The 12465-nt window shown below is 61.5% G+C and carries 12 protein-coding genes; 5 read left to right on the top strand and 7 right to left on the bottom strand.

Annotation, left to right across the window (positions count from 1 at the left end):
- Window positions 1–15 precede the first annotated feature (15 nt).
- On the top strand, window positions 16–1788 hold the full coding sequence (locus M728_RS17820; protein WP_026620562.1) for an adenylate/guanylate cyclase domain-containing protein: 1773 nt from the start codon (window positions 16–18) through the stop codon (window positions 1786–1788).
- A gap of 62 nt (window positions 1789–1850) precedes the next feature.
- On the opposite strand, the gene M728_RS17815 is transcribed toward M728_RS17820, so the two are convergent.
- The 4 genes from M728_RS17815 to M728_RS17800 form a co-directional block, all read right to left on the bottom strand.
- The gene (locus M728_RS17815; protein WP_026620561.1) at window positions 1851–2531 is read right to left on the bottom strand and encodes a redoxin family protein; all 681 of its coding nucleotides are present in this window, start codon (window positions 2529–2531) and stop codon (window positions 1851–1853) included.
- 229 nt (window positions 2532–2760) lie between these two features.
- The gene (locus M728_RS17810) at window positions 2761–3261 is read right to left on the bottom strand and encodes a hypothetical protein (protein WP_156943418.1); all 501 of its coding nucleotides are present in this window, start codon (window positions 3259–3261) and stop codon (window positions 2761–2763) included.
- Between the two features lie 59 nt (window positions 3262–3320).
- A complete protein-coding gene (locus M728_RS17805; protein ID WP_256375577.1) occupies window positions 3321–3443 on the bottom strand; it encodes a hypothetical protein in 123 nt (40 codons plus the stop codon).
- Between the two features lie 36 nt (window positions 3444–3479).
- A complete protein-coding gene (locus tag M728_RS17800) occupies window positions 3480–3809 on the bottom strand; it encodes a hypothetical protein (RefSeq protein ID WP_245269692.1) in 330 nt (109 codons plus the stop codon).
- Window positions 3810–4506: 697 nt separating this feature from the next.
- On the opposite strand from M728_RS17800, the gene M728_RS17795 reads away from it, so the two are divergent.
- Complete coding sequence (locus tag M728_RS17795) at window positions 4507–5661, top strand: acyltransferase (protein ID WP_026620559.1); 1155 nt, start codon at window positions 4507–4509, stop codon at window positions 5659–5661.
- A gap of 18 nt (window positions 5662–5679) precedes the next feature.
- On the opposite strand, the gene M728_RS17790 is transcribed toward M728_RS17795, so the two are convergent.
- Window positions 5680–6681: a LacI family DNA-binding transcriptional regulator gene (locus M728_RS17790; protein WP_026620558.1), complete on the bottom strand. Its 1002-nt coding sequence runs from the start codon at window positions 6679–6681 to the stop codon at window positions 5680–5682.
- 191 nt (window positions 6682–6872) lie between these two features.
- Between M728_RS17790 and M728_RS17785 the strand changes: the two genes are divergently transcribed.
- Genes M728_RS17785 through M728_RS17775 form a run of 3 tightly spaced genes read left to right on the top strand, consistent with a single transcriptional unit; the run spans window position 6873 to window position 9929 of the window.
- The gene (locus tag M728_RS17785) at window positions 6873–7787 is read left to right on the top strand and encodes a sugar phosphate isomerase/epimerase family protein (RefSeq protein ID WP_026620557.1); all 915 of its coding nucleotides are present in this window, start codon (window positions 6873–6875) and stop codon (window positions 7785–7787) included.
- Between the two features lie 30 nt (window positions 7788–7817).
- On the top strand, window positions 7818–8741 hold the full coding sequence (locus tag M728_RS17780) for a TIM barrel protein (RefSeq protein ID WP_026620556.1): 924 nt from the start codon (window positions 7818–7820) through the stop codon (window positions 8739–8741).
- 24 nt (window positions 8742–8765) lie between these two features.
- Entirely contained in the window at window positions 8766–9929 is a 1164-nt protein-coding gene (locus M728_RS17775) for a Gfo/Idh/MocA family protein (protein ID WP_026620555.1), read from the top strand.
- Window positions 9930–10146: 217 nt separating this feature from the next.
- On the opposite strand, the gene repB is transcribed toward M728_RS17775, so the two are convergent.
- Together repB and repA are read right to left on the bottom strand one after the other, a co-directional pair.
- The gene (gene repB, locus M728_RS17770; protein WP_026620554.1) at window positions 10147–11199 is read right to left on the bottom strand and encodes a plasmid partitioning protein RepB; all 1053 of its coding nucleotides are present in this window, start codon (window positions 11197–11199) and stop codon (window positions 10147–10149) included.
- 3 nt (window positions 11200–11202) lie between these two features.
- Window positions 11203–12465: a plasmid partitioning protein RepA gene (repA, locus tag M728_RS17765; RefSeq protein ID WP_026620553.1), complete on the bottom strand. Its 1263-nt coding sequence runs from the start codon at window positions 12463–12465 to the stop codon at window positions 11203–11205.

Below are 12465 nucleotides of genomic sequence, written 5' to 3'. Positions count from 1 at the left end.
CATGTTGGTAAATCAATGGAACAGAGACTAGCCGCAGTCCTGGCGGCCGATATGGCAGGCTTTAGTCGGCTGATGGAGGCCGACGAAGCAGGCACCATCGCCCGCCTCAGAACGCATCGGATTGAATTGATCGATCCCGCCATTGCAAAAAACAAGGGCCGGATCATCAAGACTACGGGCGACGGCATGCTTGTTGAGTTCCAGAGCGTGACCGACGCGGTGAAGTGCGCTGTGGAAATTCAGCAGCGTATGAAGCGGCGCAATGCGGATGTGCCTCAGGATCGGCGGATCGAATTCAGGATCGGCATCAATCTCGGCGACATCATCTTTGACGACGACGACATCTTTGGCGACGGCGTGAATGTCGCCGCTCGCATAGAGCAACTGGCCGACGTCGGCGGTATCTGCGTCACGGCTGCGGTGGCGACGCAAATTGCCGACCGTCTCGAAGTCTTCATCGAGGACTTGGGCGAAAAGACGCTGAAGAACATCAGCCGTCCTGTGCATCTTTTTCGCGTCGGGATCGAGGGCTCCGTCCTGCCGCCTTCATCGGAAGAGGCGGACTCGAAGCGAACGGTCGCCAAACCATCGATCGTGGTGCTGCCGTTCGACAACATGAGCGGTGATCCCGACCAGGAGTTTTTCGCGGATGGTCTGACCGAAGACATCATCACTGAGCTGTCCCGTCGCCATGAGCTCTTCGTCATCTCCCGCAACTCCAGTTTCGTCTACAAGAACCGGCCCGTGAACGTACGTGAAGTGGCCGAGAAGCTCGGCGCCCAATACCTGGTGGAGGGCAGCGTCCGAAAGAGTGGCGACCGGGTCCGCGTGACGGTCCAGCTCATCGACGCGATCAACGATGCTCATGTCTGGGCCGATAAATTCGACCGGCGATTGGACGATATTTTCGCCATCCAGGACGAGGTGACAGCGGCTATAGCGGCCACTCTCCCGGGGCGCGTCGAAGCGGCCCAGCGAGATCATCTCGGCCGCACGAAACCGGCAAACATGGCCGCATACGAGTGCGCGCTTGCAGCCAAGGTGCTGCACCACCGCAGCACCGCTGCGGATAATGAGCAGGCCCAGTTCCTGATAGATCGGGCGGTCGCGCTCGACCCCGGTTATGCCCATGCCCATGCCTGGCGGGCCTGCATCCTCGGGCAAGCGTGGGTCCACGGCTGGTGTGAGGACAAGGACGCGGTCTGGGCCGAAATCATTGCCGAGTTGGAGCGGGCACTGGCGCTCGACGACAACGATGCCGACGTGCACCGCATCCTCGCCGCGGTCCACGTGAACAACAATGCGCTGACGACGGCACGTTATCACCAGGAGCGTGCCCTTGCCCTGAACCCGAATTACGACTTGGTCGTGGTTCAGCAGGGCGAGCTTCTGACGTGGCTTGGGCGGCCGGAAGAGGGGATCGAGTGGATCCGCAAGGCGATGCGGCTCAATCCCCATCACCCCGAAAGATTTTGGAGCCACCTCGGAAAGGCGCATTTCGCCGCGCGACAATACGGTGAGGCGATCGAGGCATTCATGCACCTGACCGCCATGGACCACGTCCAGCACGCGTTCGTCGCGGCCTGCTACGGCTGGCTCGGTGACGCCATTGCTGCTTCTGCCCATATGGAGAAGGTGAGAGCGCTCGCCCCTGAATTCGGCATCGAATCCTTCCTCGCCACGCTGCACTACGCTCAGGAGTCCGACGTGGAACATCTCCGCGAAGGGCTTGTCAAAGCGGGAGCGACTGAAGGCTCGCCGGCAGCGACCGACGTCGCAGCGCAGTAGCGCGCTCTGCGGGGAACCCACAAATCGCACGCGACAGCGGTCGTTGCGCGAGCTTTTCGCCGTCAATGTGCGACTTGTGAAGCTGCCGACATCAATTCTTCGGGATCGAGCGCCTGGCACACATTCCAGGCTTCCTCTTCAACTTCTGTGAAGCTCCAGCGCACCACACCTTCTCGATCGAGCAGGAAATGGCCGACAAGCTGCATATGGCCGGGTATCCTCACCTGCTGATCGGCTTCGGTTAATTCGTATCCATCCTTCTCGTTGAGAAGGTCGGCCGCTGTGGCCGGATCCATCGGTTCAGGCAGCTCCCCCGGCCGGTCGACCCGCATTGTCTTGACCACGTCCATTCCGACCTTGTACGGCCAGTCGGTCTCATTTTCCGTGAACTCGAGGAGGGGTAAGCCGAAGGCGCGATGCGAAGCTCGCCCCGGGTCGGATGCGGCAAGGAGACCGGGTATTGGATGATAACAAAAATAGAGTCGCGCGCGTTCGACCGGGGTGTTTACTACCGCGAGAGATTCGATGCCTTTCTCACGTAGGAACGGGTTGAGCTGCGCCATTGCCGCGACATGGCGCCGGCAGAAGGGACACATCAGACCGCGAAACAAACCGATCAACAACGGGCTGCGGCCGCGAAAATCGTCAAGCGCGATCTTGCCGTCGCGTGAGATCGCATCCAGCACAAGGTTCGGGACCCGGTCGCCCGGTTGTAACGGATGGTCAACATGAAGCGTAGACATGGACAACCCTCCTCGCTTCAGGGATCGATCGAGAAAAGGCAGCACGACAAATGCTTCGAGGCCGAGACTAAGCGTTGCAAGGTCTGACCTCTCGTCTAACCGTGCAGCCAGGATCCGACCTGAGAATGGCCTCACATTGGCCCACGAGCAAGCGATAAACAGCGAATCGTGATCCGCGCTATGGGACCACACGGCGGCGAGGCCAAATGGACTTCCGACCGCGCATTGCTCACATTGGCGCACGGATGTCCGTGTCGAACGAATAAGTCGTGAGACGTTCCTCGAAGTTCTTCGGATCCACCGTAATGAACTGCGATTGGAGCGGAAGCCCCGTGTCCTTGTTTATCCACGTCCTGACCTGCAGCTTGGAACCGTAGTCGCGTAGATCATAGATATAGAGCAACGTCGAAACACCGTTCACAATCTCATCACGAAGCTTATGGCAATTCGAGACAGCATCGGGTGTGAACTCACGCTGGTTAATGCTCCACGGGCCTTCCTCCCAACGAGAGTATTCCGACCAATCGACGAGGATGACCTCCTGGGTTCCAAAGTTGTTGGAGCCGTCATTGATCCAATGGTTGATAAGCCGTGCTTGCTTGGCGGCATTTAGGTCGCGAATGAGCGTGTGAATGGGTTTACACCCCAGATCTTCTGCAAATGCAGGCGTGGCGAGGGACCATACCCCGATTGAAAGAACAAGACAAAGCCGCATGGTCTTTTCGTCCACTTGGGTTGGTGAGAATTTCGTGCCCTTACAGCGGTTGACGTGTCGTGGCGCTGAAAACGTTACTGCTGAAGTCCTCGGATGCGTTCGTAGCGAACGATGTATTCGTTGGCGGTGCCTTCGTCGTAGATCTTGGCGAGCGTCGCCTCGAGATCGGGCGAATAGAGTGCGCTCCACACGTCCACCTGCTCGTCACCCTTCTTGGTCGTCTGCCGAACCTTTCAGACCTTGTACTTGCAATTCTCCAGCTTGAAGGTTTCCTGTCCCGTTACGTCAAGCTCGAATGACCATTGCGTATTGGCCGGCTCGTCAGGATTTAGAGGGACGAACGAGATCTCATGCCGTGCACCCTTCTTGAGGGGAAAAAGGTTCTTCAGATCGGACAAGGCGTAAAGCGCCTGCTGCGAACCTGCGCCCATGCGCGACAAATCGATCAGCCCTCGATACGAAAACACGGTTTGTCCGGTGGGTGAACCATACCTGTTTGTGATCTTGACGATCGGTCCATAGTGCTTGCGGAACTCGCTTTGTGCATCGACCTGCAGCAGCATGAAACCCTTTTCGGCAGTGGCTGCAGTCGGGCACTCGGCTGCTTGGGCCGCTCCTGCCACCAACGTAGCGACTAGAGTGAAGGCGAGGCGTCTTGGGCACATGGATTTCCCTTGGCAATCGTGAAAAGGCTGTTGCGAAAGTTGCGTGGCTCTTATTCTGGTGGTGCGAGGCCGCACAATCGTTCTCGCTTGCACTCGTACTCGGTTCCTGTCCCGCTCTGCGGTGCTAGATCCAAGTTGACGGATACTCTCCTGTTTTCGACCTCGCAAGCACTGGTTGTGACGTAATCTACAATTGTAAGAGGGTCGACGGACGTCGCTCCCTTCGCGCGCCAAGGCTGCTGGTTAGGCGAGCCGCTGATCGGTCCGCAGATTGAATCCCCGACCGGCGCCCTTGTCGATCGCACCGCCCCTCAAACATTCTCTGGCGTGATCGGTGCCTTCAGCTTGGACGGGCGGGCGAGCCGCGCCTGAGCGCATTTTTGAAGTCGCGCCGGAGGCTCGGTAATCATCCTGGCCTAAGCCCCTCGCTGCAGCCGCTCCACGCCCGCGGATCCAGCCGGTTCCACCAGCCTCGCGTTTCCACGTGCCGCAGGTTACTTACTCTCGCCTTAGTCAGCCTCTAAGGCGGTCCCTTGTGCATCGCAACATAACACGAAGGCAGTCACCCTTGGCTGCTAACAAGGAGTGATTGCTTATGGCTGAGCACACTTCCCGCGGAAGCCGGATCGATTGTTTGGATGGGCTTCGAGGCCTGGCATCCCTCTGGGTGATGATCGGTCATGCTCTGTTGCTGACGGGCTGGCGGCTGCCGGTGTTGTCGGAACCTGATCTCGGTGTCGATCTTTTCATCATGCTTTCCGGCTTCCTGATGGTGTTCCACTATCGGCTGCGCGCCGCCCAGGAACCTTGGGAACTGACCTCGACCTGGCGCAACTTCTGGATCCGGCGATTTCTCAGGATCGCGCCGCTCTACTACCTTCTTCTGGCCGTCGCCTTCATGCTCGGCCCATGGCTGTTCGAATCGCGAATGGTGATCGACACCTTCCTCGATAGAACGCCGCAATCGCCCGCACGCTACCTCGACAACGGACTGACGAACGGGCTGATGCATTTGAGCTTTCTTTTCGGCCTCTCGCCCGACTATGCCTACCGGACTCCGCTGCCGGACTGGAGCATAGGCCTCGAAATGCAGTTCTATGCGGCCTTTCCCTTCGTCATGCTTCTGTTCAAGAGAAGCGGCCGGCTTAAGGGTGCGCTCGTCACATCCGTTATCGCCAGCGCGATCGTCGCGACGGCCGGGCTGTTGGGGATACGCTTTCCGATGCCGGCCTTCCTGCCGCTGAAGATGCACATTTTCCTTTGCGGAATGCTGTTGGCGCTCGGCCTGGAGGCGGAGAGATCGAAGGCTTTCCTCTACGGCGCAGCCGCCCTGGCGCTTGTTCTTCTGCCGATCGGCGGCGACGTGACGGCGATGAAGATGCTGATGCGGGTGATGCTTGTCGCCGTCTTCTTCGCCCTGCTCCATCATCGCTTCTTCGGCGACGCACTGGGTGGCGGACTGAGTGCTCTATCCTCCGCGCTCGGCAATCGATTCGTTCATTGGCTGGGGGAACTATCATTCGGAGCCTATCTCTGGCATCTCATCTTCCTGCAGCCGCTTGCCGCCTATTTCATTAGCGCTTTCGGTGACATGATGACCCCGCCTGCACGCTTCGCCGTGGTCACCGCAATTCTCGTACCCTTGGTCTACATGGCTGCCTGCGCGACTTTTTTCGCAGTCGAAAAGCCTGGGCAGAGGCTTGCCAAGCGTCTGATCGACAGGAGAAAAGCGCAGCCGGTGGAGGCGTGACTTCGTCGCGCGGCCAGCTCAGAGATTCTCCGGCGTGATCGTCAGGAAGCGCACCGGCTCGGGGCTTACCTCGAGTTCAATGAGACCAAGGGGCTTAAGCGTCAGGTCGATCGACCGGCGCGCCTGGATCTCCGGCGCCTGATCGAGCACGATCGACATGACGCCCTCCCGGAGAGCATTGCGAGACTGCTCGGAAAGCTCGTGACCAACCCAGAAGACCCAACGCTGCGCGTGGTCTTTCAGGACGGAGGCAACCGACCGGTTGTCGCCGCCGGCAGTGTAAAGGCCGATGACCGCGGGGTCATCCCGAAGTGCGTCGCGCAGGAGCTCCATCGAGTTGATGTCGTCGTCATAGTCGAACATCACTTGGCTGAAGAGATGATCGCCATCGTGCCCGGCGAGGTAGTCCGAGAAGCCGCGGATCCGTTCCTTGTGGTTCTCATAGGCGCCGCTGTGGCAAAGCGCGACAAAGGTGCCCGGCCGATCCCTTTGCATGCGCGACATGTAATAGGCGGCAGTCCGGCCGGCGGCATAGTTGTCGATGCCGATATAGGCGAGTTCCGGGGCGGGACGCGTCATGATCTGCACGACCGGCGTGCCGTGGCTTGCGACTATTCTCAGGCTCGCCACCACATCCGGATGGTCCGGCGCCACGACGATCAATGCGGAGCGCCGGACCGCCGGATTGGCGATGTAATGGGCGAACTCAACCGGATCGTTCTCGCGCGCGAAGGTGCGGTGGACGACGATGCTCTTGTCGAGCAGGGCGGCGATCCGCTCGAAGGCGTGGTTCAGGCGCGAGTAGAAGCTCGTTTCGGGCCGAACCAGGATGACCTCGATCCTGATCAGCCCCCGATGCGCTTCCGGCATCCTGTGCCGATAGTCGAGCTTCCTGACTGCCAGAAAGACCTTCTCGACCGTTTCCGGGCGCACGCCGCCGCGACCGTTGACGACGCGCTCGACGGTCGCGGTGCCGACGCCGGCTTCTTTCGCGACATCCTTCAAGGTCACTTTGACCACGCACAGCCCTCCCGCGAAACCGCCATTTCGCAGCCAGCATCTGTGATTGATCAAATTTGATCAAGGAAGACTTAGAGCGCCGCGCTGCCCAGCGCTATCCTGTGCCTCGTCTCGGGGGAAAACCGGAACGGCGCGAACAAGGACCGCCCGCTTGAGAGCGAAAAGCGGGTCGGCGGCAAGGAGGAGCACTCATGAAGATCGCACTCGACCCCTATATGCATCGCCATCTCAGCCTCCGCGATCTGTGTCGGAAGGCGGCGGAGCTCGGCTACGACTATATCGAGCTTTCGCCGCGCGACGATTTCCTGCCCTGGTGGGCGCGACCGCGCGCGCACAAGGAGAGGATCGCCGAGTTCAAGTCGGCGCTGAAGGACTATGGGGTTCAGCTCGCCTCGATCCTGCCGATGTACCGCTGGGCGAGCCCGCACGAGGACGAGCGCCAGGCCGCCGTCCGCTACTGGAAGGAAGCAATCCAGATCGCCGTTGAGATGGGCTGCGACACGATGAATTCGGAATTCGGCCGTGGCCCCTCGCCCGACCGCAGCCACCGCTCCAACTGCTGCGGCGGCATGCACACCCACGAGCACAGCGAGGCAGCCTGGTGGCGCTCGATGGAAGAACTCGTGCCGGTCTTCGAAAAGGAAGGCGTGACGCTCAACATGGAGCCACATCCCGAGGACTGGTGCGAGACGCTGCATCCGGCGATCGACATGCTGAAGACGATCGGCTCGAAGAACGTCAAGTTTCTCTATTGCGCGCCGCATACCTTCTATTTCGGCGACGACATGGCGAAGATGATCCGCGATGCCGGCCCGCTGATCGCCCATGTCCATGTGGCCGACACCTATAACCACAAGGCGTCGTCCGGCCTGCGCTACATCATCAATCCGCCGGGCGCCAAGGTGACGATCCACCAGCACATGGACATGTACCAGGGCGAGATCAACTGGGACGTCTTCTTCTCCTCGCTTGCCGAAGTCGGCTTCGACGGCATCGTCACGGCCTGCGTCTTCGGCTGGGAGGATCGCGCCGACGAGTCCGGCCGCTTCATGCGCTCGGAAATCCAGAGATACGTTGACAAATACTGGCCGGCAAAACGCGCGTAAGCTGCGCCTTACGCAATTAGGACAACACCCGTGACAATCACAATTACGACGGCCCCATGCTGCTGGGGCGTGGATGACGTCAAGAACCCGAACCTGCCCGCCTGGGAGCGGGTCTTCGACGAGGCGGGCGCCGCCGGCTATGGTGGCCTGGAACTCGGCCCCTATGGCTATGTGCCGCTCGATTCCGAACGCGTCGCCAAGGCGCTGCAGGAGCGCAAGCTCTTCATCGTCGCCGGCACGATCTTCGACGACCTCGTCTCGCCGGAGAATCGCGAGAATCTTCTCCGCAAGACCGACGAAATCTGCGCCGTTACGACCAAACTGCCGCAGCCCGAGCAAGTGCCCGGCCAGCGCTTCAAGACACCGTATCTGACGGTGATGGACTGGGGCCACGACGAGCGCGATTTTGCCGCTAGCCACTCCGACAGAGCACCTCGGCTCTCGGACGAAGAGTGGCGCGGCATGGCCGCCAACATCAAGGCCATCGCCGAGCTTGCGACGAGCAAATATGGCGTACGCGCCGTCATACATCCGCATGCCGGCGGCTATATCGAGTTCGCCGATGAGATCGAGCGGATCGCAAGGGACGTGCCGGCGGAAGTCGCGGGCTTCTGCATCGACACGGGCCACACCTACTACGCCGGCATGGACCCGATCGACACGCTCCGGAAATATGCCGACCGGCTCGACTACGTGCACTTCAAGGATATCGACGAAAAGGTCTTCCGCCGCGTGCTCGGCGAGAGGATTCGCTTCTTCGAGGCCTGCGCTCAAGGCGTGATGTGCCCGATCGGCCGCGGCGTCATCGACTATCCGGCGGTTAAGCGAGCACTCGAGGAAATCGGCTATCACGGCTTCATCACGGTCGAGCAGGAGCGCGATCCTCTAAGCGTCGCCGGCAGTCTCGCGGACGTGAAGGAAAGCCGCGACTATCTGCGCTCGGCTGGTTTTTAGATCGCGGAACTCAGGAACACCACAATGTCAGAGAAGAAGAGAAAGCCGATCCGCTGGGGCATGGTCGGGGGCGGACGCGGCAGCCAGATCGGCTACATCCATCGCTCCGCTGCGCTTCGAGACGAGACTTTCGAGCTCGCTGCCGGCGCTTTCGATCTCGACCCTGAACGCGGCCGCGCCTTCGGCGTCGATCTGGGGCTCGGCGAGGCGCGCAGCTATCCGGATTACCGGACCATGTTCACCGAGGAAGCGAAGCGGCCAGACGGCATTAAGGCGGTTTCCATCGCCACGCCCAACAACACCCATTTCACCATCTGCAAGGCCGCCCTCGAGCATGGCCTCCACGTCGTCTGCGAAAAGCCGCTCTGCTTCACCGTCACTGAGGCGAAGGAGCTGAAAGCGCTTGCCGAAGCACGCGGCCTCATCGTCGGCGTCACCTATGGCTATGCTGGCCACCAGATGATCGAACAGGCGCGCGCCATGGTGAAGAACGGCGATGTCGGCGAAATCCGCATCGTCAATCTGCAATTCGCCCACGGCTTCCACAGTGCCCCGGTCGAGGAGCAGAACCCGTCCACGCGCTGGCGTGTCGACCCGAAATTCGCCGGCCCAAGTTATGTGCTCGGCGACGTCGGCACGCACCCGATCTATATTTCCGAAGTCATCCTGCCGCATCTGAAGATCAAGCGGCTGATGTGCGTGCGCCAGAGCTTCGTCAAGAGCCGCGCGCCGCTCGAGGACAATGCAATCACGCTGATGGAATACGACAACGGCGCCGTCGCCAATGTCTGGTCGAGCGCCGTCAATGCCGGCTCGATGCACGGCCAGAAGGTCCGCATCGTCGGCTCGAAAGCGAGCATCGAGTGGTGGGACGAGCGGCCGAACCAGCTCTCCTATGAGATCCAGGGGGAGCCGGTTCGCATCCTCGAACGCGGCATGGATTATCTCTACCCGGAAGCCCGCCTCGACGACCGCATCGGCGGCGGCCACCCGGAGGGCCTGTTCGAGGCCTGGGCCAATCTCTACCGTCGCTTCGCTCTCGCGATCAACGGCAACCGCGGGCTCGCGCCGGAAGGCATCGAGAACCTCTGCTTTCCAGGCATCGATGCGGGCCTCGAAGGTGTCCGCTGGGTTGAGACTTGTGTTCGCTCGGCGGACCAGGGTGGGATTTGGGTCGATTACGAGTAAAAGGTGTCGGGCGGTTTTCCGCCCGTACTTCCCCCTCACCCGGCCTGCCCGCCACCTTTCTCCCCGCGTGCGGGGAGAGGGCTACTGCATGTTTCCTTAAATCGTACCCGATTTAAGGACAAAAACATGCAGCAATTCAAAGTCCTACAGCGTCCTTTGTGCGTCTGAAAGGACGCACGGCGCTGTAGGGTGAGGGGCAAATCACATGCCGCGACAGCTACGACTTTTGGTTCGCCACAAAGGTGGCGTACCACTTCGCCAGCATCGACACGGCTTCCTTGAGGAAAGCCGGGTGGGTACCCGGCAGGAACTCGATCTTGGGCGCTTTACCGTCGAGCCTCAGCCGCGCGAACACCCGCCCCGCCTCATCTTTCAGCTCCTCCGGCTTCTCCGGCTCCGGCTTATCGTTCTGCGACAGGCGGTTGAAGACGAGCTGAAAGCGCTGGTCGGTCTCGGCGGCGCGGAAGCGAGACGAGGCAATCTCATCCTCGGCTTGCGCCCGCGCCTCCTCCCCTTCAAGCAGCGTGCCGATCGCCATCCAGCGCTCGCGGCCGGCCTTCGGCGCCGGACCGATGGCGCGAGCTATATGATGCGGGACGCTGTCGGCCACCTGCAGGAGGCGCGACAATTCGCTCTTCTGCACGGCGAGCGCATCGCCGATCACCTTGCGGTCGAAGCCGCGGGCGACGAGTGCGGAAGCAAAAAGCGCCCGTTCGATGAAGGAAAGATTGCGCCGCTCGGCGTTCTCCTTGCCCTGGGCGAGTACCAGTTCGTCGTCCGTCAGCGGCCGGACGATCGCCTTTACCTGGAGTTCGAGCCGGCGCACCGCTTTCAGGCGACGATGGCCGTAGGCGGTCTGGTAATGGCCCTGCTTCACCGGGTGCGGACGGACGAGGATCGGCGATTGCTGGCCGTTTTCGCGAATGCTCTCGACGAGCGCCAGGAAGTCCGGATCGTCGACCTCCCCGTCGGTCAGCCGGTCCTCGACGAAGGAAGCCTCGACAAGGGCGGGATCGAGCGAGACAACGCGCTCGCCCTGGGTCAGCGCCTCTCGGAGCGCGCGCGCCTCCTCGGCCTCGCGCGTGATGCTGCCGAGCGAAAGCCCCATGGCCTTGACTGCGCCGGATGCGGCCCGGGGCGCGTTCGGCGCGGGCTGGTTGTTGACAGGTGTCAACGCGTCAGGCTGGTCCGCCGAGGCTTGCGGGGCGGATGCAGGCGCGCCTCCCATGAAGAGCGCGCGCAATTCGTTCTTCCGGTTGTTGCCCGCCATGTCTTAGCGCCCCCAGGCCGCGTGAATGAGAGCCTCGATCTCGCCGTTGACGGCGTTGAGCGACTCGATCGCCCGGTCGTAGGTCGCGCGGGTGAAGTTCTCGCGGCCGACCTCGTAGAGCGTCTGCTTAGTGAGACCCGCATCGGAAATCGCCGTGGACTTCACCATGGCAGAGGTCAGCACGCGATCGCCGAAGAGCGAGCGCATGAAGCCGACGATCTGCGCCTGCGGCCCGTCATTGGGCTCGAAGCGGGTGACGAGATAGCGCAGGAAATCGAAATTGAGCTCGCCGCCGGCCTCGCGAACGACGCTCAGGAGGTCCGAGGTCATGTAGAGGAACTGGTTCATCGAGGCGACGTCGAGCATCTGCGGATGCACGGTGACGATGACCGAGGTCGAGGCGCAGAGCGCCGAGAGCGTCAGATAGCCGAGCTGCGGCGGGCAGTCGATGACGACGACGTCATAGTCGTCGGCAACACTTGCGAGCGTCGCCTGCACGCGGGCGAAGAAGAGCGGCCCCGCATCGGAGCCGCTCTGGCGGGCGCTCAAGGCCTGCGGCGTCGTATGCTCGAACTCCTGCAGTTCGAGATTGCCGGGCACCAGATCGAGCCCATCGAAATAGGTCTTACGGATGATCTCTTTCAGCGGCCGCGCCTCGGCGTCGTAGCGGATCGCGCCGTAGAGCGTGTCGTTGCCCGTCAGGTCGAGCTCCGGCTGATAGCCGAACAGCGCCGAAAGCGAGGCCTGCGGGTCGAGATCTACCGCCAGCACCCGATGACCGGTCAAAGCGAGATATTGCGCGAGGTGGACGGAAGACGTCGTCTTGCCGGAGCCACCCTTGAAATTGGTGACCGAGATCACCTGCAGGTGCTCGCCCTTCGCCGGATCGCGCCACTTCAGATAGCCGCGCGCCTTGATCCCATTGGCTTTGGCGAGCGCCTGTTCGGCAAGATGGCGGCGCAACGCGTTGATGTCGGAGAGCGAATAGGAGCGGCGCCCGCCGATGCCGGTGTCGGGCTGCGGCCCCTCGCCCGCGAGCGACAATTGCCGCAGATAGCCGTCGGAGACGCCGATCAGCTTGGCGGCCTCGCCGGAGGTGAAGCTGCGGAGCGTTTTCATCGCGGTCGGCGCAAACAGGCGGTCGCGCATCGCCTTCAACTGTTCGGAAAGCGCCCGCGCGTCCGCCGCGATCGCCTCGTCGGCGGGCCTGCGATATCCTGCGCCGCTTGCGCTTGCCGTCTCCGCCACCGATCCCGTCATATCCAT

Source organism: Ensifer sp. WSM1721 (assembly GCF_000513895.2).
Lineage (GTDB): Bacteria > Pseudomonadota > Alphaproteobacteria > Rhizobiales > Rhizobiaceae > Sinorhizobium.
This window is presented reverse-complemented; position numbering and strand designations above follow the sequence as displayed.

What these genes read in the sequence shown, in the direction of transcription:
- M728_RS17820 (WP_026620562.1), top strand. Translation starts at nt 16, where the DNA reads ATGGAACAGAGACTAGCCGCAGTCCTGGCGGCCGATATGGCAGGCTTT.
- M728_RS17815 (WP_026620561.1), bottom strand. Translation starts at nt 2,531, where the DNA reads ATGTCTACGCTTCATGTTGACCATCCGTTACAACCGGGCGACCGGGTC.
- M728_RS17800 (WP_245269692.1), bottom strand. Translation starts at nt 3,809, where the DNA reads ATGCTGCTGCAGGTCGATGCACAAAGCGAGTTCCGCAAGCACTATGGA.
- M728_RS17795 (WP_026620559.1), top strand. Translation starts at nt 4,507, where the DNA reads ATGGCTGAGCACACTTCCCGCGGAAGCCGGATCGATTGTTTGGATGGG.
- M728_RS17785 (WP_026620557.1), top strand. Translation starts at nt 6,873, where the DNA reads ATGAAGATCGCACTCGACCCCTATATGCATCGCCATCTCAGCCTCCGC.
- M728_RS17775 (WP_026620555.1), top strand. Translation starts at nt 8,766, where the DNA reads ATGTCAGAGAAGAAGAGAAAGCCGATCCGCTGGGGCATGGTCGGGGGC.
- repB (WP_026620554.1), bottom strand. Translation starts at nt 11,199, where the DNA reads ATGGCGGGCAACAACCGGAAGAACGAATTGCGCGCGCTCTTCATGGGA.
- repA (WP_026620553.1), bottom strand. Translation starts at nt 12,465, where the DNA reads ATGGATATGACGGGATCGGTGGCGGAGACGGCAAGCGCAAGCGGCGCA.